This window comes from Methylobacillus methanolivorans (assembly GCF_054588515.1).
The window spans coordinates 996,769-1,018,237 of the sequence record NZ_BAAILT010000002.1 but is presented as its reverse complement, the minus strand read 5'-3'; the positions used below and the strand labels follow the sequence as shown (position 1 = coordinate 1,018,237).

The following is a 21,469-nucleotide window of genomic DNA, read 5'->3' as shown; positions in this document are numbered from 1 at the left end:
ATCATGGCCCATATGATGAAAAGACAATCAAGAGGCAGAGCTTGTTCCCTGACAAGCTGGAGGATGATGAGTAGAAAGTGTTGTACTGAGTGGTAGGGTGATGTAGGTATTGAATGTTAATATGATAATAGTTTTTATTTTTAATGGTGGCGGTGCTTGGCTTGCAATCTGTTGTGGTGATTGGTCATGTGCCAGCTTGAAACCTGGAATCAAAGCACCTTGAACGAGATGTTGTATGACGATGATTCACTCCATTCCTGATCAGCAGGTAGATAGTCTTTACCAAGATCACCATGGGTGGGTGGCTGCTTGGCTACAACGCAAGTTGGGATGTAGTCATCAGGCGGCAGACTTGGCGCAGGATGTGTTTATCAAGTTGCTGGTCAAACAGCCACCTAATATTTTAAGGGAGCCGCGAGCTTACCTGACGACGATTGCCCATGGGGTGATGGTGAATTATTTGCGTCGCCGTGAGATAGAGCAAGCTTACATGCAGGCATTACTGGGTTTGCCAGAGGAGATGGCGCCAAGTGCGGAGCAGCGTGTGCTTGTGCTTGAAATACTGTTCGAGATCGAACGTATGCTGGCTGGTTTGCCGGAAAAGGTACGGCAGGCATTTTTATGTTCTCAACTGGATGGGATGGCCTATCGTGACATTGCGCATCAGTTGGGCGTTTCCGAACGTATGGTCAAAAAGTATATGGCACGTGCGATGCTGGCCTGCATCACCGTGATGGAGTCATGAATAGCGTTACGCACGAGCATCGTATCTTGGAGCAAGCTGCAGAGTGGTTTGCAAGTATGCAGGATGGTGAGCTAAGCGAGCCTCAGAAGCAAGCATGGCAAGCCTGGTTGCAGGCGGACCCGCGTCATTTGCAAGCGTGGCAGCGTGTCGAGTTGGTGATGCAGCGTTTTCACACGCTGGATGACCCATTGGCGCGCGATATGGTGCGCCATCCTGGCAGCAGGCGGCGCGTACTCAAGGCCATGCTGGCATTGGGTGGGGTGTCTGTGTTATCGCTTTCTTGGTGGCAAGCGCCAGCTATGCGTCAATGGTCCAATATTTTGCTGGCTGATCACGGTACGCAGACTGGTGAGCGTCAAAGAGTGATGCTGGCAGATGGTGGTCAACTTTGGCTCAATAGCGCTAGCGCGGTGAATATCAATTACAAAGCCAGAGAGCGATTGATTGAGCTGATCAGCGGTGAGGTCTGGATAGAGACTGCGCGTGATACACAGCAGCCGCCACGACCATTGAGCGTGCATACCCGGCATGGTGTATTGACGGCGCTGGGCACGCGCTTCGCTGTGCGTGATCAGGGGCAGGTGGTGCATGTGGCTGTGTTTGAAGGTGCTGTTGAGGTGCGCCCTCAACATGGCCTCGGCAAGCTGGTGGTGGGGGCAGGCCGGCAGGCCAGTTTTAATGCGGGACAGAGTGGCCCCATACAAGCGGCCGATCCTGCCATGCAATCCTGGCTGAAAGGCATGCTGGTGGCGGATAACTTGCCATTAGCTGAGGTGGTTGGGTGGTTGGGCAGTTATTTCCGCGGTCATTTGGCGTGTGATCCGGCGGTGGCAACGCTACGCGTAGTCGGCGCTTTTCCCCTGGATGACCTGGATCGTGTGTTGCATACGCTGGCGCAAACCCTGCCCATTAAGGTCAATCGCTTGTTGCCATGGTGGATTACATTAGAGCCGCTTGATCATGTGGCTCATCCTGTATCTACGGCTACTCGATAAAGATTTCTATTCCGGTTCCCTTTTTCAAGATTGGATTGGCATAAGCAATGAATGCTTTGCCTGATGCCCAGGCGCAATATTGAAAAAAGGAATCTCTATGCAATCCCCTGTTTTTGATCAAACTATCTTGCGGCGTGCGGTGCACGCTGCCTTGATGTCTATGCCTTTACTATTCACTACGCCAGCTTGGCTGACGCATGCTGTGGCAGCAGAAGTGGCGGCGGCAGACAATAATACCGTCAAGCGTTATCAGATCGCTGCAGGGCCATTGAGCCGGGTATTAAGCCAGTTGGCGGGAGAAGCGGGAATATTACTTTCTGTTGAGGGAGCTGTGACAGCAGGTAAGCAGAGTGCTGGCCTTGATGGGCAATATGGTATTCGTGCTGCGTTGGATGCTGTGTTGCTTGGCAGTGGGCTGGAAGCCGTAATGACATCAGATGGCGGCTATACTTTGCGCAAGATTACCGTGCCATCAGCATCGAAATCCGAAAAATTGCCCGAGGTAAAAGTGCAAGCTTCATCCATCGGTGAAACTGCTCTGGGGCCTGTTGTTGGTTATGTCGCCAAGCGAACGCAGACTGCCACTAAAACCGATACTCCTATTATAGAAACACCTCAGTCGATCAGCGTGGTGACGCGTGACCAGATGACCATACAGAATGTGCAGTCGGTAGGTGAGGCTTTACGCTATACCGCTGGGGTATTGTCTGAGTCGAATGGTCCTGATCCGCGTGCCGATGTGATTGCGATTCGTGGCTTTGATACGAATGGTCGCGACCAATACCGCGATGGTTTGCGTACTTATGCTTTTGGCAATCAGGGAGGTAGCGTAGTCGAGACCTATGGCCTGGAGCGGGTAGAGGTGTTGCGTGGACCCTCATCCATACTCTATGGTCAAGGTGGTCCAGGTGGCTTGGTCAATCTGGTGAGCAAGCGTCCTACCGATAAGCCGGTACATGAAGTGCAGCTGCAAGCGGGCAGCTATGATTGGAAGCAGATAGCGGCTGATTTTGGTGGCCTATTGACGGATGACGGCACCTGGACGTACCGCCTTACGGGATTATTGCGCGATAGCGATACGCAGATTGATCATGTAAAAAATGACAGAGTCTTTATTGCCCCTGCGTTGACTTGGCGTCCTAATGACAACACCACGCTGACCTTATTGAGTGATTATCAGAAGAACAAGCGCGGCCAGGGCTACCAGGCATGGCCACGTGTCGGCACTTTGTATAGCAGCCCTTACGGCAAGATATCTACCAGCCGCTTCGTTGGTGAACCTGGTCTCGACAAGTTCGACCAAGAGCGTTATTCGCTGGGTTACCAGTTTGAACATATCTTCAATGACAACGTGTTGTTCCGGCAGAACCTACGCTATCAGCGTATGAATACTGATGCATTTTCTGTGTATATGCGGCCATTGCAAGCTGATCAACGCACGGTAAGCCGATATGGCGGTGGTAGTGATGAGGATGTAAACAATCTCACGCTGGATAACCATGTGCAAATGAAATGGCAAGCTGGCATCTTTGAACACACCGCCTTGATCGGCCTAGATACGCAACGTATGAAGGCCGATGTTAAGGGTACTTTCGCGAGCTATAGTGATCTAGATTTGTACAACCCAGTGTATGGCGTTGGGCCGTTTCCCATTCCCAATGTGAATAGGGATGTGACGCAACAACTCAGGCAAACGGGACTCTATTTCCAGGATCAGCTCAAGATCGCACAGAAATGGGTGCTGACTTTGGGGGCAAGGCGTGATTGGGCGAATACCTCAACGGATGATCATCGCAATGCATCTAACGACAGCGACCAGGATGACCAAGCAACCACTTGGCGCGCAGGGGTGGTATTCCTGGCAAATAATGGCTGGGCGCCTTATGCGAGCTATACCGAATCTTTCACCCCGGTCATAGGAACCACTTCGGAGGCCCGTGGCAGGAAGCCGTTTGTCCCCGAGACTGGCAAGCAATATGAGGTCGGCGTGCGTTACCAGCCACAAGGTCAGCGTACTATGCTGACTTTTTCTCTATTCGACCTGACCCGGCAAAACCTGACTACGGCAGATTTGCAGGATCCTAGTGGTAATTCCAGCATGCAGCGTGGTGAAGTGCGTTCACGCGGCTTTGAAGCAGAGGCCAAGACTCAGCTGGATAGCGGAGTGGATCTTATTGCCAGTTATACCTACACGCAGATGGACATCACCAAGAGCAATGACGGTGTACAAGGCAATACGCCTAATAATGTACCCAAGTACGCCGCAGCCGTGTGGGGCAACTACCATCTGCCCGCTACCTTGCTGCCAGGTATGACAGTAGGAGCCGGCTTGCGCTACATCGGCAGCCGCTATGGTGATGATGACAATGGCTATAAGTTGCCTGCTTATACCTTGGTTGATCTTGTCGTGGATTACGACATGGCTAGCCTCGGGAGTTCATGGAAGGGCTGGAAATTTGCCCTCAATGCCAGCAACTTATTCGATAAGGAATATGTTGCTACCTGTGGATACTATGGTGATGGCTGTAAATGGGGTTATCGCCGCAATGTGGCTGGCACTTTGACCTATCGCTGGTAAGTCTTGAACTGATCATGGCAGCAGCCCGGCTCCGGGTTGTTGCCTCATGCTTGTTTTTTTACACTTCCCAACACCTCTTCTCATTGACGCAAATGTCGCGTCAGTCCTACATATTGACGGTTTGAAAAATCATTAGCTTCCTGCCTAATTTTGTCTTGTGTCTATTGCATCAGATTGAATTAAAAGACCAAAGTGTCCTGATTTTTGGGAAAAATATGGTATGGTAAAAAAGTCATCATTCATTTCACACTCGAGGTGAACCTCAACATTAGTTAATCACGTTAGGAAGTTACATGATTTTCAAGGAAAGACTTATCCATGCCGCCATCTTTGATATGGATGGCACAATGTTCGATACAGAACGCCTCCGATTCACCACTCTCAAGCAAGCTTCTGCCGAACTGTTCGGCGAAACCATCAGCGATGAAATCCTGCTCGGCTCCTTAGGCTTGAGCGCAAAAAAGGCGGAAGAGCTCGCCAAAAAGCGTTATGGCGAGGATTATCCTTATGCCGATATCCGTAAACGTGCCGATGAGCTGGAGCTAGCCCATGTGCGCAAGCACGGGGTACCGGTCAAGCCCGGCCTGTATGAAATCCTCGAGCGCCTCAAGCGCAATGGCTTGCTGATGGCAGTGGCTACCTCTAGCCGACGTGCCATTGCCGAGGAGTATCTTATCAATGCCAATGTCATGAAGTATTTCGACATGACAGTCTGTGGCGACGAGGTGAAGCAGGGCAAGCCGCATCCTGAAATCTTCCGTACCGCTGCCGGGGAGCTCAACTGCTTGCCCGAACACTGCTTGATGTTCGAGGATTCGGAAAATGGTTTACGCTCAGCTTCCGCGGCTGGTGGATTGCCGATCTTGATCAAGGATATCAAGGAGCCCAGGCCCGAGATCAAGGCCTTGGCCTATCAAGCCTATGACAGCATGCCGGATTTCCTGGCTGACCTTGTGAAGTTCACGCCTAACTTGCCCAAGCCCAAGTTGACGGACGCCTTCCCCCAGACCATCAATCATATACGTGCTGGGATTCATGGTTTTGGTGCCATGGGCGGTGGTTACCTGGCGCAGATATTCTCGCACTGGGATGGCTATACCCGGCCTTGGGAAATCATCGGTGCCAGCAATAACACGACGCTACGTAGCCTCGTGAATGCCTTTGGCAAATATGATGTGCATTACAGCAACCTGGCTTTTCATCAGACCATAGACCGTATCCGCTTGATCGACATGGCGGATGAGGCCGCCGTGTGCGAGATGTATGCGGTGTGCGAGATCATTGGGCTTTGCCTGCCAGAATCCGCTATCAAGCAACAAGCTACCGTGGTGGCAAAGGCATTAATTGCTCGCTATCAGAATGAGGCGGGGCCACTGACTATTCTGGTGATTCTCAACAAGGTGGGTGGGGCGGCATTCGTTAAGCGGCAGGTGAGGGAAGCGATGCTGCGCCTGTTGGATGTGCAGCAGGCAGAGAAGGTGATGGAGAGCGCGTGTTTTACCGAGACGGTTGTTAACCGCATGGTGTCAAAAATACCGAAAGAAATTCTATTGAAGCAGGCCAGGATTAATTTCGCTAGTTTTGAGAAGCAGACCCAGCAAAAAAGCCTGACGCTTGTTGGCAATATGGCGCCTATGCAGCAGGAATCTGCGCTGTTGGCCGAGGCCGGTTTGGGCAAGATCGTGAGCCAGCTCAAGCATGCTTCCCACCTCAACCGTGCGCTGGATCAGCTCGGTGTGACCTTGTTTGAAAGCGGTCCGGACATGGTGTTGTATGCCAAAAAGGGTGGCAAGATACTGGAGCGTTTGCGCCAAGTGCAGACCGTGGACAATATTGCCGAGATACAGGCAATCAAGAACCGGTTGCTGAACGGTACACATGCGATCATCGCTTGGTATGCCAGCCTGCTGGGCTACCAGACGATAGGGCAAGGCATGGGTGACGAGCGCGTGGTGATGTTGGTCAAGCGTCTGGTGAACAATGAGATCAAGCCGGCCATGTTGCAGGAAAACCCTGCATTGGCGGAGTACATCAACACTTCCTTCGTGAATAGTTTTATCGCACGCTGCAAGGCTTCGTTCAAAGATCCATGCCGCCGTATCGGGCGCGATCCGCTGCGCAAGCTGCAGCGCAATGAGCGCATCATGGGCAGCATCAAGCTCGCGGCTAGATATGGCATTCAAACCCCCATGCTGGAGTTTGGTGCTGCGCTGGGCATTTTGTATGCATTGCGCCTCGTGACACCTGAAGATAAGGAGTGCCAGCGTATCAAGGCCGTGTTCGAGCAGCATGGCAATGTGGCGGATGTATTGGCCTTGCATGGCGATTATCATGGCAAGCCTTATCAGGGGCTGGATCAAGTGCAGGATAGTGCGCTGATTGAGCGTATCGCTGAGCATCTACGTCAGTTGACCAATCCTGCGTCCGCACATTGGCAATGGCCCTTGAGCTATAACTATGCCGAGGAGTTGGCGTCTTGATGGGCATGCCTGGGTGGTGTGCGTGGTATATTGGCGAGACCTTACGGAAGGAATGACACAACACATGACGATTGCAATCAACAAGATCAGTGATCAATTCAGCAGTTGCCCACAACTGCATGTTGATCAAGTAGCCGAGGCCGCTGCCGCTGGTTTCAAGACCATCATCAATAACCGCCCTGACGGTGAAGGTGGCCCAGAACAACCCAAGGGCGATGAAATTCGCCAGGCAGCAGAGGCTCATGGCCTGCGGTATGTACATATTCCCGTGGTACCTGGCCAGTTGACGCTGGTTCAGGTCGATGAGCTTGCAGGCTTGTTACCAGACTTGCCTACTCCTATCCTGGGTTTCTGCAAGCTGGGTGCCAGGGCCGTCAATATCTATCAGCAGGCACACGCCAGGAGCTGATAGTCGATATTGAGCGATTCAACAGGTAAATAAAAACGGCATCCTGTACTTTCCGACCAGGATGCCGTTTTTGTTGAAGCCAGAAGGTTTTACCCTGCGGCCTGTTTCAGTTGCTCCAGGATGGCAGGATTATCCAGCGTGGAAATATCCGAGGTGATTTCCTCACCCTTGGCCAGCGAGCGCAGCAGGCGGCGCATGATCTTGCCAGAGCGGGTTTTGGGCAGGTTCTCGCCAAAGCGGATTTCATCTGGCTTGGCAATCGGGCCGATTTCCTTGCCTACCCAGTCACGCAATTGTGTGGCAATGGCCTTGGCTGATTCGCCTTCGGGTCGTTCGCCTTTAAGCACGACATAAGCGACGATGGATTCGCCCTTGATCTCATGTGGTTTGCCGACAATCGCTGCTTCTGCAACCAGTGGGTTGGCGACCAGCGCCGATTCGATTTCCATGGTGCCCAGGCGGTGGCCTGATACGTTGAGCACGTCATCAATGCGGCCCATGATCCAGAAATAGCCATCCTCATCGCGGTGTGCGGAATCACCAGCCAAATACAAGCCTTTGAGCTCTTCTGGGAAGTAGGATTTCTTGAAGCGTTCTTCATTGCCCCAGATGTTGCGAATCATGGAAGGCCAAGGCTTTTTCACCACCAGCAGGCCACCACCAGTACCTTCAATATGGGTGCCGTCTTCTTCGACGATATCCATGATGATACCGGGCAAGGGGCGGGTACAGGAGCCTGGCTTAAGATCAATCGCACCGGGCAAGGGGGCGATCATGTGCGCACCGGTTTCTGTTTGCCACCAGGTATCGGCAATCGGGCAACGCTCCTTGCCCACCACTTTGTGATACCACATCCAGGCTTCGGGGTTGATCGGTTCGCCCACAGTACCTAGCAGGCGCAGGCTTGAGAGGTCGTATTTGTTAGGCAGGTCGCCGCCTAGCTTGATCAGTGAGCGGATCGCGGTAGGCGCAGTGTAGAAAATGCTCACCTTGTGGCGTTCTATCATCTGCCAGAAGCGGCCTGCATCGGGGTAGGTGGGTACGCCTTCAAACACGACTTGAGTGCTACCAAGCGCCAATGGACCATAAGCGACATAGCTGTGGCCGGTAATCCAGCCCACGTCTGCCGTGCACCAGAAAATATCGCTGGCCTTGTGATCGAACACCCATTTCATGCTCATGATGGCACCGAGCAAATAGCCGCCGGTAGAGTGTTGCACGCCCTTGGGAGTGCCAGTGGAGCCTGAGGTGTAGAGGATGAACAAAGGATGTTCGGCATTGACCCAGGTTGGTTCGCAATAGTCGCTCTCGGCAGCTTCGATTTCATGCCACCACAAATCGCGTTGCGGGTTCCAGGCAATATCCACGCCAGTGCGTTGGTAGACGATGACATGTGCAATTGCTTCGCAGCCACCCAAAGCTAGTGCTTCATCCACGGCTGATTTCAGCGCAACTGCCTTGCCTCCACGCAAGCCACCGTCGGCGGTGATCACCAGCTTGGCACCGACATCCACAATGCGTTCATGCAAGCTCTTGGCCGAGAATCCACCGAATACCACGGAGTGAATCGCACCGATGCGGGCACAGGCTTGCATCGCGATGATGGCTTCTATGCTCATGGGCAGGTAGATGATGACGCGGTCGCCCAGACCTATGCCTTGCTTTTTCAGCGCATTCGCAAAGCGGCTGACGCGTTGATGCAGTTCTTTATAGGTGATGTTGGTGACATCGCCATTATCGGCTTCAAAAATCAGGGCGATCTTGTTGGCGCGCTTTTCCAGATGCCGATCAATGCAGTTATAAGAGGCATTGAGCTTGCCATCGGCAAACCAGCGAAAAAATGGCGCGTTTGATTCGTCCAGGGTTTCGGTGAAGGGGGTATGCCAGGTGATTTCCTGTTGGGCAAGCGTTGCCCAAAAGCCGGTGTAATCCTGCTCAGCTGCATCGCATAATGCCTGGTAGGCTGGCAGTCCCGATACAGTGGCGGCTTGGCGGAATGTTTCGTGTGGCGCGAAAATGCGCGTTTCCGTCAGCACGGATTCAATGGACGACATACAAACTCCTTCAAAACTCTATAATGAGGTTATGAATAGCGGTGGTGGCAATCGCTCAGGCATCACCGATAATGTTAGGAAGCGAATTATAACATTTCATTTACAATTTCAAGATGCGCACACTATCACAGATTTTGCAACCAGATACAGCCTTATCCACTGACGAAGAATATTTATTGCATGCGACCAAGTGCAGCCCGTTTATCGCCCGCCTGATCAATAGTGATGTAGAACTATTGCCCGAGTTAGCGGCAAGCTTGCATCGGGCATGGTCTACAGCTGAAATGCAAACTTGGCTGGCGCAACAAGAGGTTGTCGATGATGCCAGCCTTAAGCGCGCATTGCGCAAGTTACGCCAGCGTGTCATGTTGCGCCTGATCGTGCGCGACCTGAATGGCTTGGGTGGGCTGGATGAAGTGATGGTGGTGGTGAGTGCGTTGGCGGAAGTCACCCTGCAATACGCCTTACAGCACCTGACGCCTTGGCTGGAAGCGCAGTATGGTGAGCCTATAGGCGAGGATAGCGGCGAGCGCCAGCATTTTACTGTGGTGGGGATGGGTAAGCTGGGCGGCCATGAACTCAATGTGTCGTCTGACATCGACCTGATTTTTGCCTTCGCCGAAGATGGCGAGACCAACGGCGCAAAGGCCATCGGCAACGTCGAGTTTTTTACCCGCTTGGCCAAGCGCCTGATTGCCGCCATTGACGAGATCACCGAAGATGGCTTTGTCTTCCGTGTTGACATGCGATTGCGCCCTTATGGCTCCGAGGGGCCACTGGCGTGCAGCTTTGCCATGCTTGAAGAGTATTACCAGAACCAGGGGCGTGAGTGGGAGCGCTATGCCTGGATCAAGGGCAGGGTGGTGGCAGGGCCTGACCAGGGCTTGAGCCAGATGCTGCGGCCTTTCGTGTTTCGCAAATATCTGGATTTTGGCGCGTTTGCTTCCATGCGCGATCTCAAGGTCCAGATCCAGCGTGACGTCAATCGTCGCGATATGCACGACAACATCAAGCTGGGGCGTGGCGGTATCCGTGAGGTCGAGTTTATTGCCCAGGTATTCCAGTTGATTCGCGGTGGGCGCGATGCCAGCTTGCAGGTCAAGCCTACCTTGTCTGTATTGCAATTGCTGGACGAAAAAGGCTTGCTGCCTACCAGTGCAGTTCAGGAGCTGCGTGCGGCTTATATCTTCCTGCGCAATCTTGAGCATAGGCTGCAATACCTAGAGGATACGCAAACCCAGGATTTGCCTGTAAATGACGAAAGTCGGCAACGTATTGCACTGGGGATGGGCTATGCAACGTGGCAGGATTTCCTCAACATCCTGGAGCTACATCGCAGCGTGGTGCAGCGGCATTTTGAGGAGGTATTCAGCGAACCGAGCGACGACAGTCAGGCAGAGCAAGCACCTCGCCAAAGTGAGGCTGCATTGTGGAAGCGCCTGGTGGAAGGCGACGATGCGGTTGGCGTTATGGCACAGCTAGGCTATCAGGAGCCAGCCGATACCTTGCGCAAGTTACTCAGCCTGCACGACAGCCCACGCTACAAGCAATTGCCCGAGCTTAGCCGCCAGCGCTTCGATACCCTGATCCCATTGGCGATCAGAGAGGCTGCACAGGAGCCTAAGCCGGACCAGGCCCTCATCCGTGTCGCTGATTTACTGGATAGTATCTGCCGACGTGCCAGCTACCTGGCGCTCTTGGCCGAATATCCCTCAGCCTTGACCTTGGTGACGCGTATTGTCGGCGCTAGTCCCTGGCTGGCCCAATATTTGACCCAGCATCCGATTTTGCTGGATGAATTGCTAGACACACGTAATCTCTATGCCGCCCCTGATTTTGCTGCCATGCATGCAGACCTGGAACAGCGATTGACATTGCTATCCGGGGATGTGGAGCGACAAATGGATGAAATGCGGCATTTCAAGCATGCTGCCGTATTTCGCTTTGCAGCCAAGGATGTGGCTGGGGAACTGGCACTGGAAACACTCTCGGATTACCTGAGTGCGTTGGCCGACATCATTCTCGATGTGGCGATCAAGGCTATCTGGCCTGGTTTGCGCCATCGCCATCGGGATGAGCCGCTATTTGCCATCATTGGCTATGGCAAGCTGGGTGGAAAGGAGCTGGGCTACGCTTCCGACCTTGATATCATCTTTCTTTATGACGATGATGTGCCAGAAGCTGGCGAGGTGTATGCCAAGCTTGGGCAGCGCGTGAATACATGGCTGAGCAGCATGACGTCGGCGGGTATGCTCTATGAAACGGATATGCAATTACGCCCAGATGGTGCGAGCGGATTATTGGTCAGTTCAGTACAGGCATTTGAAACCTATCAGCAGGAAAAAGCCTGGGTGTGGGAGCATCAAGCGCTGACACGTGCCAGATTCTGCGCGGGTAACCAGCAGATTGGTGCGACGTTTGAGCGTATCCGCGACAGCGTATTGCGTCAGCCACGAGAGCAGCAAGCATTAGCGGCAGAGGTTGTCTCCATGCGCCATAAGATGCATCAAGCGCATCCAAATCATGGCGAGCTATTTGACCTCAAGCATGATCGTGGTGGAATAGTCGATGTCGAGTTTATCGTGCAGTACTTAGTGCTGGCGTATGCGTCGCAATATCCTGAACTGACACGAAACCTGGGCAATATTGCCTTGCTTGATATCTTGGGGAACTTGCAGCTGATTGATGCAGTGCTGGCTCATGAGGTGGCACAGGTCTATCGAGATTACCGTCGGCGTCAGCACGCCATCCGGCTACAGGGAGACCAGAAGGCGCGTGTGCCATTGGCTGAGGTAGAGCAGGGAGTCTTGGCAGTACGTCGCTTGTGGCTGCAGGTATTCGGCGCAGCGAGCTAGCTAATCTACGCGGGCCGGACTGTGCGCGATCACGCGCATAAACCGCGCCAGGATATCAGGGTCCGTCTTGATACCTTCTTCTGCCGCCAGTGTTTCGATGATTTCGCCATGATTGCGAGCGCGGTGATAAGGGCGTGTAGTTGCCATGGCATCATAGGCATCGGCAATCAGCAGGATGCGCGAGGCCAGCGGAATATTGCTGCCCGACAGTCCATCAGGATAGCCGCTACCATCAAAGCATTCATGATGGTGTCGAATGATATTCGCAATCTCATCTGCATACGGATGCAAGGTATTGCGAAACAGGCGCTCTCCCTTCACCGGATGCATCTTCATGATGCTCCATTCCTTGGCGTCCAGGGGGCCTGGTTTTAATAAGACACTATCCGGGATGCCAATTTTTCCTATGTCATGAAAGCGTGCGCCGAAGGCGAGTAGGTCGAGTTCTTGCTGGCTGAGGCTGCATGACATGCCGATCTCGCGGGCGAGCAGGGAAACCCGGTCACAATGCTGATGGGTATAGGCATCTCGCTCATCCAGGGCAAGGAATAAGGCCTGTGCGGATTCAGCAAGATAAGACTCAAAGGAGGTTGGGGCAACTGCGTGTGAAACACTGTCTGTCAAGGCCAACCCCCTGCAGTTATTTTACAGGTGCTGGAGGAGTACAACTTTCAATCTCAATCAGTTCGAAGCTAGATATTACGTAACCTTAATATTAGGGCGTAGATTAACATAGCCTCGTAATGATTGAAATAGTCAGGTCAACAGGCGGGATTCTTGTCGATAATGGATTGCAGGCTCTTGCCGGCTTTTTCTGTGGCGAAAGGTGCATGGTATTCAATGTCATATACCATCCACTCGCCGTTCTCTTTCCTCAGGATCACTTCATCATCCCAGCGCTGGGTCTTGCCATTTTTTTCCAGAGTGAAATGGATGGTTGATTGGCGTCCAAACTGGTTGGGTAGGCTGGGGTCTATGGTGAAGCTGGTGAATCCTGCGTCATTTGAGGTGAATAGATCGCCTTTGGTCCAAGGGGTCATTTTATCCCTGGAGCGGCAGCGGTGCTGCTCGCGCAACGCGATATAGAAAATTCGGTGTAATTTGGGGATGAAGTGCTGGGAAATCGTGTCCAGTTGCTGCATATTGGGTAGCCCGACGACTTTGCTGCTTTTCTGCAGGGAGGCGTAATCATCAAAGAACCTGACGGCAGCTTCTCTGGCCTCGTCCTTGTCTGACTTTGCGGCATTCACTGGGAAGGCAAATAATGAGCACAGTGTAAGTGCAATGGCAAGGGAAGGCCTGATCATAGGGGCGGCTCCGGTAAATGCGGTCATGGGATGAAGATGGCGCATTAGAGCATGTGGGCAAAATGGCAGGCAAGCCTTGTTCAGGCTTGTCTGCTAAATCGGGAAAAAATCCGTATCCTGCTTCATTAATTTGCTGATTTTTCAGCAGTCACACGCCAGATAGTGTTGCCTACATCATCTGCTACCAACAAGGCACCTTGTTGATTGACCAGAACGCCGACTGGGCGACCCTGGGCTTCACCTTTCTGGTTGAGAAATCCGGTGAGTACATCGACGGGGTAGCCAGATGGCTTACCATCTTCAAATGGTACAAATAACACTTTGTAACCGCTGCTGGGCTTGCGGTTCCAGGAACCATGTTGGCCGACGAACATGCCATTGGCATATTGCTTGGGTAATTGATTACCTGCGGCTGCAGCCAAGCCAAGCGATGCTGTGTGTGGGCCGAGTGCATAATCCGGCACCAGGGCATTGGCAACCAACTCTGGTTTTTGTGGTTGCACACGTACATCAACATGGTTGCCATAGTAGCTATAAGGCCAGCCATAAAAGCCACCATCCTGTACCGAAGTGATGTAATCCGGCACTAGGTCACTGCCGATTTCGTCGCGTTCATTCACGGCGGTCCACAGCATGCCGCTCTCTGGCTCCCAGGCTAGACCATTTGGATTTCGCAGCCCAGAGGCAAAAATGCGGTGCTCACCTGTCTTGGCATCCACCTCCCAGATAGCGGCACGGCCTGTTTCGATCTCCATGCCGTTTTCCCCGATATTGCTGTTGGAGCCGACGGTGACATAAAGCTTATTACCATCTGGGCTGGCGATCAGGTTCTTGGTCCAGTGATGGTTGAGCGGCAGGCCGGGGAGGTCTACCAGCTTGGTGGGCGGTGTGGTGATGTTTGTGGCTCCTTCCTGGTAGGGAAAGGTCACCACGGCATCGGCATTGGCGACATAAAACGTATTGCCGATGAGTGCCATGCCAAATGGGGAGTGTAAATCCTTGAGGAAAACCGACCGCTGGTCGGCAATGCCGTCTCCATCAGTATCGCGCAGCAGGGTAATGCGGTTGGCACTAGGCGTGCCAGCACCTGCTCGTGCCATGAACTTTCCGGCAATCCAGCCTTTCAGGCTGAAGCTGTCATCACCTTTGGGAGGGCTATTGGTTTCTGCCACTAAAATGTCGCCATTGGGTAATTGATAAAGCCAGCGTGGATGCTCAAGGTCCTTGGCAAAAGCATTGACCGTGGTGCCTTCGGCGGCACGTGGTTTGCCTTCTGCGGGCCAGCCCACGGCATTGGCGACGTGAACAGTGGGAATCAGGCTGCTGCGTGGCTCTGGCAATTCCGGCTTGGTGCCAGTGCCTGCCGAGATAGATAGCTTGGCAACATCGCCACAGGCGCTGAGGGAAAGGGTAATCAGGGCAGGGAGCAATAGTCGATGCATGATGAGAGTCCTTGATGTCATCCAGATAGGGGGCGCTCATGTTCTATAATGAGCGTATGGATTTGTTTATATGCGCAGTTTAATGACGCATCATGCTTAAAGAAAGTTCTGATTTGACGACATCTTTTCTCCCTGATACCTCGCTGGTTTCCTGGCAGGAGGGTTCTGTATTACATCAGGCTCAGTGGCGATCGGAAAACCACAGCAAGCCGCCGGTGCGTGTACAAGTCGTTGATGACACGCTCAAGGCAGATCATGCTTATCGTTTAGCGTGTGAAGGTACAGCATTGTTGTGGCGAGGTGATTTTCAGAATGCCCGCCAGTTATTGCAAGCGATGGCGCGGAGAATGGATCGCAAGCCAGCTAAGGCTTCATCTTCGCTATTGGATGCATTCAATTTGCATCGGCAGGCAATGGCGCAGCGGGCCCGTGTATTGGGCATGTTGTTGGTTGAGTTGGAGGCGGATTACACCATTGCCTTGCGACGGGCACCCGATGTGAAGGAAGCTTGTTTGCAGGCTTATGGCGAAGCTGAGCATTCATCGTTGATTTCACTACGTGAGCTGCAAGGTGTGATTGGCGCTTATGAGTGGCGCAAGAAGGGCGTGGAAGTGTCTGCACTGGGTGCGCGAATTCACCCGCATTACGGTGTGTTTTCACCAGTACGTGGGGAATATGTCGATCTCGTGGCACAGGCTGCCTTGCCAGATAGCGAACTGGCATTTGATATCGGCACTGGTAGTGGTGTATTGGCTGCGGTGTTGGCGCAGCGAGGCGTCAAGAAAGTGATCGCCACTGACCAGGATGCTCGCGCTTTGGCGTGTGCCCGTGAGAATATGCAGCGGTTGGGGTTGGCGCAGCAGGTGGAAGTGATGGAGTGCAACCTGTTTCCCGACGGCAAGGCAGGGTTGTTGGTGTGTAACCCACCCTGGATTCCAGCCAAGGCCAATGCGGCGATTGAATATGCGATTTATGACCCTGGTAGCGCGATGCTTCAAGGATTTCTCAACGGAGTTGCGGAACATCTGCTGCCGCATGGCGAAGCTTGGCTGATTTTGTCTGATATTGCAGAGCATCTGGGCCTACGCACTCGTCAGCAATTACTACAGATGTTCGAGAGTGCAGGCCTTAAGGTGATTGCCAAGCTGGATACCCGGCCAAGGCATGGTCGTGCAAGTGACAATACCGATCCCCTGCATCAGGCGAGATCGGCAGAAGTCACTTCATTATGGCGGTTGAGCGTGATTTAGACCGTTCCTGAGTTTTCTTCAATCTCTTCAGCGGTGGTGTTATCGGCTGCCGTGTTGTGCTTGTCGAAGCTGGCCTGCAATTTATCGAATGCAAGCAGCGCTTTGGTCAATTGTTGATTAAAGCGTCGTGTTTCTGCGAGTTTCAGCAAGTCATCGCCGCCAGATTCATGGCCTTTGCGTTCATGCAGCACTTCTTCAAAAATCATCTGCTTTTTCTGCTGGCGTTCGTGTACGAATTGTCGGTAAGCATTGCGCAAGGCGGCACGGTCTGGTGGCAAGGGGCTATCGCTTAGGGCTTGCCAATAAGGAAGCTCTAGCTCAAAGGCTGTCTGATCATGATCCAGGTGGCGTGCCAAGCTAGGCAGTAGTTGTAAGGCCATCGACAAGCGTAGCTGGTTTTGGACAAGCTGGTTGAGCAACTCCGCTTCTTGGGCGGACATGCCTTGCTGGGCAAGCTGTGCGATGTAGTGGTGCAGGTTTTGTAGGATTTGGCGGTTATCTTCCAGTAGTTGGCTGTCCAGATGACGTTGTTGCCCCATCACAAGTGCCAGGCGCGCGATCAGTTGTCCGGCGCGCATACCTTCCAGGCTCATGGCTTTAATAGCCAAGCTGGGGATGGCCAGGCTGGATTGGTCGAGACTGAAGGAACCCATGTGGGTAGGTGTCTTGAACTTGGTTTCCAGCCAGCGGATCAAGGGCGGTGTCAGCGGGTACATCAAGACCACACCTAATGCATTGAACATGGTATGGAACAAGGCCAGGATGAATTGCGGCTGGGTGTCATTGAAGACCAACTGGGCAATTTCCTGAATGCCCCAAAGCAGAGGCTTGAGCAGTAGTAGGGCCACAATCGCAGTGAGCACGTTGAATAGCACGTGCAAACTGGCCACGCGCTTGGCTGTGGCTGTGGCAGCCAGGGTGGCCAGCAGGGCAGTGGAGGTTGTGCCGACATTGGAGCCGATCACTACCGCAGCCCCGATTTCCAGTGGTACTGCGCCTGTAGATACCGCCGTGACTACCAAGGCGATGACGGCCAGTGAAGCTTGCATGATCACTGTCAGTAACACGCCAGCCAGCATGGAAAGCACAATGCCCCAGACACCCAGGCTGGTCAGGTAGGCGAAGTCGACATTAACAAATGCAGAATCGAAGGTTGTTTTCAGGTAGCCTAACCCCAGAAACAATAGTGCAAAACCGGTTAATGCTTCACCAATTCCTTGTTTCCGCGATTGTTTACTCAATAGCTTTAGCATGACGGCAATACCGAGTATGGGTAGGGCCAGGTCATCCAGCTTGATACTGCCGCCTACCACAGCTACTAGCCACGCACTCAGGGAACTACCCAAATTGCTGCCGTAAATGACAAAAGCCGCAGCAGAAAGCGACAAAATGTTGGCATTGGCAAAGCCTATGGTTGCCACGGTAATCGCGGTGGATGATTGTACGGCGAGTGTACTGACGCTACCGATGAAAATGCCTTGCATCGGTGTGCCGGTCCAGCGTTGCAGTAGTTGCATGAAACTGGGGCCAGCAGCTGTTTTTAGCCCGCGCGTCATCCAGTCAATGCCGAGCAGCATTAGGCCGATGGCACCCAGGCCCATGAAAAGGTCATACCACATGAAGTTTGAGAGTGCCTGTGTATGGAATAAAGGCGCTAGTTTAACCTGAAGTGTTGCTTTGCTCTGTCAGCGTATGACTAATTCAAGAGAATGGATGGTTGAGGCGTGTGCAGTGGATATATGACGTAGAGGGGAGGGGTAAAAGTGCACTACTACATATGTTGCAGCAGTGCACGTGCAGTTTTAGGCTTGCTTGCGACGGCGTGCCGCGAAGCCTACAGCACCTAGGCCCAGCATGAGCATGGCATAGGTGGATGGCTCAGGCACAGCGGCAACTTGATCGACCTGGAAAGCCAGTGACTGAGAGAAGCCAATGTTGAAGTTGAGCGTATACGATGTAATCGGGCTGGAGATGCCGCTGAGATCCCACGTATATTGATAGTAATCAGCTACAGCATTTGTATCTACGAAACTTACCAATGTGCCTGCAATCGCTTGATTTCCATCGTTGTAATTCAAGCTGATGGAGAATGGCACACCACTACCAAACCCAGGAATATTGTAAAAGTCATTAATAATGCCTTGGAAAACAATCGAAGTGATGTCGTTGGCAACGGTATTGTCAGTAAATGTCAAATAGCCACTGCCATATAAACCTGCTGAAGCAGGGGAGTAGTTGCCAGAGACCAGCTTTAGCGTTGCATCGTCAGAGCCTGTAACATTGGCTACGGTACCAGCAGCTAATTGTGCTGCGGTCAGCGGAGCTGCGTTGCCATTCGCGTCTACACGATTGCGGTTTAGTTGGTTCCAGCCGTCGAAAGATACAGAGTTTGCTACGTCGATAAAGCTATCGTGAGTTGCGTTCGCCTGGGCGAGGCTAGCTACAGCAAGCAGGCTGGCACCCATTAGAATGCGCATGGCAGTAATGTTCATGTGATTTTTCCTTTTAGTTGATAGTGATTAACCGGGCTTTCCCAATGAAAATCCGGATATCCTCACCAGTAGCCTGGCAATAAGCGCAAGGGCCTACTGGCAAATTCTTATTTTATTAACATAAATAAGAATGATTTGTATTATGTTTAAAAAATGATAAGTGTCAACCCTTTTCTTGCCATGGAATTTGTTCGTGTTTTGCAGAGCTTGTCATCCAGGGTGTGTGCAAAGCGTTATCTTTAAGATGTGTATTCGCTCCGCTCCTGTTTTATTCCTGCTCTCTTTTGTTTTTGTTGCTACCAATGGATTTGCCGCTGATTCCCTGCAAGCCTTGATCCAGGATGACACTCAATGGGTAAGTCCACGCAAGGATTACTACAATCAGGGATATAGCCGCCTTAACCAGATTAATCATCGCAATGTCTCGCGACTAAAGCTGGCCTGGAGTTTTTCCACTGGTGTTCAACGTGGTCACGAAGGGGCTCCTCTGGTAGTGGGCAATGTCATGTATGTGCATACAGCCTTTCCCAATCATGTCTATGCGCTGGACCTAGATCATGACCGGAAGATTCTATGGGCCTATTTCCCCAAGCAATCCAGCGATATTGAGGCGATCCTTTGCTGCGATAATGTGAGTCGTGGCTTGGCGTATGGTGATGGCAAGATATTGCTGCAACAGAATAATGGCCTTTTGTTGGCACTGGATAGCCGCGATGGACATCAGGTATGGCAGGTGCAGGTAAATGATCCCAATATTGGTGCTACCAATACCAATGCGCCTTATGTGTTTCGTGACAAGGTGCTGACGGGTTGTAGCGGGGGCGAGTTTGGCGTGCGGTGTTTTCTTGCGGCCTATGCCTTGAATGATGGTCAACTGCAATGGAAAGCCTATAGCACTGGGCCAGATAGCGAGGTGTTGATAGGTGCAGGCTTCAATGCCGAGAATCCGCATTACAGTGCTTTGTCTGCGTATGAGAATGTCGCAGGTGGCAACAAGGAGGGTGGGTCGTTTCGTGCCTTGCCTAAAGAAAAACTGAAGTTTCCAGCACCTGACTTGGGTATAAAAACCTGGCTCAAGCCGCAGGCCACCGCGCATGGCTGGGAGCATGGGGGCGGCCCAGTATGGGGCTGGTTTTCTTATGATCCCAAGTTGAATTTGGTCTATTACGGTACTGGTAACCCTTCAGTCTGGAATCCCGATATTCGCCCGGGAGATAATAAATGGGCGATGACGCTGTTTGCCCGCGATCTTGATACCGGCATGGCACGCTGGGGCTATCAATTGACGCCGCATGATGAATGGGATTATGACAGTGTCAATGAGCTGATTCTCTGGGACCATGGTCAGCAAAAGCTGGCCACGCATTTTGATCGCAATGGCTTTGCCTATACCTTGGATCGGCGAACTGGCAGCTTACTTTCCGCAGCAAAAATGCACCCTTTCGTAAACTGGGCCACAGGGATTGACCTGCCAACCGGCATACCCGTGAAGGATGCGCGCTATGCTACGCACGAAGATCAGGAAACCAGTGGTATTTGTCCCTCAGCTATAGGTGCCAAAAATATGCAGCCTGCGGCATATTCGCCGCAAACAGGCTGGTTTTATGTGCCACTCAATCATTTGTGTATGACGTATGAGGCCGTGGAAGCCAAGTACGTCTCAGGGCAACCTTGGGCCGGAGCCAGCCTTACCATGCAGCCGGGATCGGATGGTGACATGGGAGCCTTCATGGCCTGGGATGCGCTGAAAGCCAAGTCTGTTTGGTATAAGCACGAAAAGTTTGCAGTGTGGAGTGGGGCTTTGCCAACAGCCGGGAAAGTGGTGTTTTATGGCACGCTGGATCGTTGGTTCAAGGCCTTAGATGCGCGTAATGGCAGGGAATTATGGCGCTTTCAGGTGGGTTCAGGGATCGTGGGTAACCCGATGACCTATCAACACCGTGGCAAGCAATATGTTGGTGTCTTCTCCGGTGTCGGTGGCTGGGCAGGCATTGCGCTCAATCAAGGCCTTACTGGCGATAGTGAAGGCGCGGGTACGGCTGGCGCTTTCCGGGAGTTGAACCACTACAATGCTGCACCGGGTAGCGGCGCACTTCATGTGTTTGCATTGTAGATAGGCAAGCGGTGGCATTGCAGTTGCTCATTACAACGCACCTGTAGGAAATCAAAAGGCCGTCAAGATGCTGAATCCAGCAATCCCTTGATGAAGCCGCCAATACCGCTGAGCTTGCTGCCATATTCCAGGATAGCTGGTAGCTTTGATTTCTTATGTGACTTCAATGCTTCCAGATGGTTTTCTGCAATCTGTTGGCCAATATTGCCGATAATGGCGCGGATATGTTGACGTGCTTGCTCCAGCCGCTTTCCCTGCCATTCTTCACCAAAAATTCCTTCTTCCCAGCAGCGGTCCAGGATGCGATATAGCGCAGACAAATTGCCCACGACATATTCGGAGGCAGCATTAAAGCTCAGGCTGTCGTCTATCAGTCGAGCCTGGTTTTGCAGGTGACGGAATAGTAGGGGTGTTTTCAGGTGAAAGCGCATCTGGCCTTTTTCTACGCTTTCCACATGGAAGTCTACTTGGGCCAATGCTGCGAGTAATTGAGTCCAGGCCTCGGCTTCTGTCAGCTGTCCAAACTTGATCGCAGCACTTTCCAGCAGGCTTTTTGCACGTGATTCACGGATACGGAAGACTGCGCTTAGGCGAAAAGTGTCAGCGGTCTGCAACGCTTGTGCATATTCCCAAAGTAGCAAGGCGTCAAAGTCGCTTTTTGCCATGCCACCCAGGCCATGGGTGCTGACATACTCTTGCCAGATGCGGTCAAAGAGGTCAATTTTCTGCTGATCGGTAAGAGACATGCC

General features: G+C 52.5%; 15 protein-coding genes. 8 read left to right on the top strand and 7 right to left on the bottom strand.

Features of this window, described 5'->3' with window-relative positions; genetic code table 11:
- The first annotated feature begins 235 nt into the window (after positions 1 to 235).
- The 5 genes from LG202_RS06050 to LG202_RS06030 all read left to right on the top strand — a co-directional run bounded on the left by LG202_RS06050 (position 236) and on the right by LG202_RS06030 (position 7,207).
- The gene (locus LG202_RS06050) at positions 236 to 745 is read left to right on the top strand and encodes a sigma-70 family RNA polymerase sigma factor (protein WP_230347500.1); all 510 of its coding nucleotides are present in this window, start codon (positions 236 to 238) and stop codon (positions 743 to 745) included.
- Positions 742 to 1,740, top strand: coding sequence for a FecR domain-containing protein (locus LG202_RS06045; RefSeq protein ID WP_230347499.1), 999 nt, complete (start codon positions 742 to 744; stop codon positions 1,738 to 1,740). The genes LG202_RS06050 and LG202_RS06045 overlap by 4 nt, the downstream gene beginning before the upstream one ends.
- Positions 1,741 to 1,837: 97 nt before the next feature.
- Positions 1,838 to 4,318: a TonB-dependent siderophore receptor gene (locus tag LG202_RS06040; RefSeq protein WP_230347498.1), complete on the top strand. Its 2,481-nt coding sequence runs from the start codon at positions 1,838 to 1,840 to the stop codon at positions 4,316 to 4,318.
- A gap of 293 nt (positions 4,319 to 4,611) precedes the next feature.
- Positions 4,612 to 6,798: a bifunctional mannitol-1-phosphate dehydrogenase/phosphatase gene (gene mtlD / locus LG202_RS06035; RefSeq protein ID WP_230347497.1), complete on the top strand. Its 2,187-nt coding sequence runs from the start codon at positions 4,612 to 4,614 to the stop codon at positions 6,796 to 6,798.
- 64 nt (positions 6,799 to 6,862) lie between these two features.
- Complete coding sequence (locus LG202_RS06030; protein WP_230347496.1) at positions 6,863 to 7,207, top strand: protein tyrosine phosphatase family protein; 345 nt, start codon at positions 6,863 to 6,865, stop codon at positions 7,205 to 7,207.
- Between the two features lie 89 nt (positions 7,208 to 7,296).
- On the opposite strand, the gene acs is transcribed toward LG202_RS06030, so the two are convergent.
- Positions 7,297 to 9,261: an acetate--CoA ligase gene (acs, locus tag LG202_RS06025; protein WP_230347495.1), complete on the bottom strand. Its 1,965-nt coding sequence runs from the start codon at positions 9,259 to 9,261 to the stop codon at positions 7,297 to 7,299.
- Between the two features lie 113 nt (positions 9,262 to 9,374).
- Between acs and glnE the strand changes: the two genes are divergently transcribed.
- The gene (gene glnE, locus LG202_RS06020) at positions 9,375 to 12,116 is read left to right on the top strand and encodes a bifunctional [glutamate--ammonia ligase]-adenylyl-L-tyrosine phosphorylase/[glutamate--ammonia-ligase] adenylyltransferase (protein WP_230347494.1); all 2,742 of its coding nucleotides are present in this window, start codon (positions 9,375 to 9,377) and stop codon (positions 12,114 to 12,116) included.
- Here glnE and LG202_RS06015 read toward each other — a convergent pair whose 3' ends face one another.
- The 3 genes from LG202_RS06015 to LG202_RS06005 all read right to left on the bottom strand — a co-directional run bounded on the left by LG202_RS06015 (position 12,117) and on the right by LG202_RS06005 (position 14,865).
- Positions 12,117 to 12,740, bottom strand: a complete 624-nt coding sequence (locus tag LG202_RS06015; protein WP_230347493.1) for an HD-GYP domain-containing protein — start codon at positions 12,738 to 12,740, stop codon at positions 12,117 to 12,119.
- Between the two features lie 137 nt (positions 12,741 to 12,877).
- Positions 12,878 to 13,423, bottom strand: a complete 546-nt coding sequence (locus LG202_RS06010) for a DUF3828 domain-containing protein (RefSeq protein ID WP_230347492.1) — start codon at positions 13,421 to 13,423, stop codon at positions 12,878 to 12,880.
- Positions 13,424 to 13,548: 125 nt separating this feature from the next.
- Positions 13,549 to 14,865 carry a PQQ-dependent sugar dehydrogenase gene (locus LG202_RS06005; protein WP_230347491.1) on the bottom strand — a complete coding sequence of 439 codons (1,317 nt, stop codon included), beginning with the start codon at positions 14,863 to 14,865 and terminating at the stop codon, positions 13,549 to 13,551.
- A gap of 92 nt (positions 14,866 to 14,957) precedes the next feature.
- Between LG202_RS06005 and LG202_RS06000 the strand changes: the two genes are divergently transcribed.
- Positions 14,958 to 16,115: a methyltransferase gene (locus LG202_RS06000; protein ID WP_230347490.1), complete on the top strand. Its 1,158-nt coding sequence runs from the start codon at positions 14,958 to 14,960 to the stop codon at positions 16,113 to 16,115.
- Here LG202_RS06000 and LG202_RS05995 read toward each other — a convergent pair.
- The gene (locus LG202_RS05995) at positions 16,112 to 17,734 is read right to left on the bottom strand and encodes a Na/Pi cotransporter family protein (RefSeq protein ID WP_230347489.1); all 1,623 of its coding nucleotides are present in this window, start codon (positions 17,732 to 17,734) and stop codon (positions 16,112 to 16,114) included. The genes LG202_RS06000 and LG202_RS05995 overlap by 4 nt on opposite strands.
- A gap of 183 nt (positions 17,735 to 17,917) precedes the next feature.
- Positions 17,918 to 18,607, bottom strand: coding sequence for a PEP-CTERM sorting domain-containing protein (locus LG202_RS05990; protein WP_230347488.1), 690 nt, complete (start codon positions 18,605 to 18,607; stop codon positions 17,918 to 17,920).
- Between the two features lie 244 nt (positions 18,608 to 18,851).
- Here LG202_RS05990 and LG202_RS05985 point away from each other — a divergent pair, with 244 nt between their 5' ends.
- Positions 18,852 to 20,720 carry a PQQ-dependent dehydrogenase, methanol/ethanol family gene (locus LG202_RS05985; RefSeq protein ID WP_230347487.1) on the top strand — a complete coding sequence of 623 codons (1,869 nt, stop codon included), beginning with the start codon at positions 18,852 to 18,854 and terminating at the stop codon, positions 20,718 to 20,720.
- Positions 20,721 to 20,782: 62 nt separating this feature from the next.
- On the opposite strand, the gene LG202_RS05980 is transcribed toward LG202_RS05985, so the two are convergent.
- Complete coding sequence (locus tag LG202_RS05980) at positions 20,783 to 21,466, bottom strand: hypothetical protein (RefSeq protein ID WP_230347486.1); 684 nt, start codon at positions 21,464 to 21,466, stop codon at positions 20,783 to 20,785.
- Between the last annotated feature and the right edge of the window lie 3 nt (positions 21,467 to 21,469).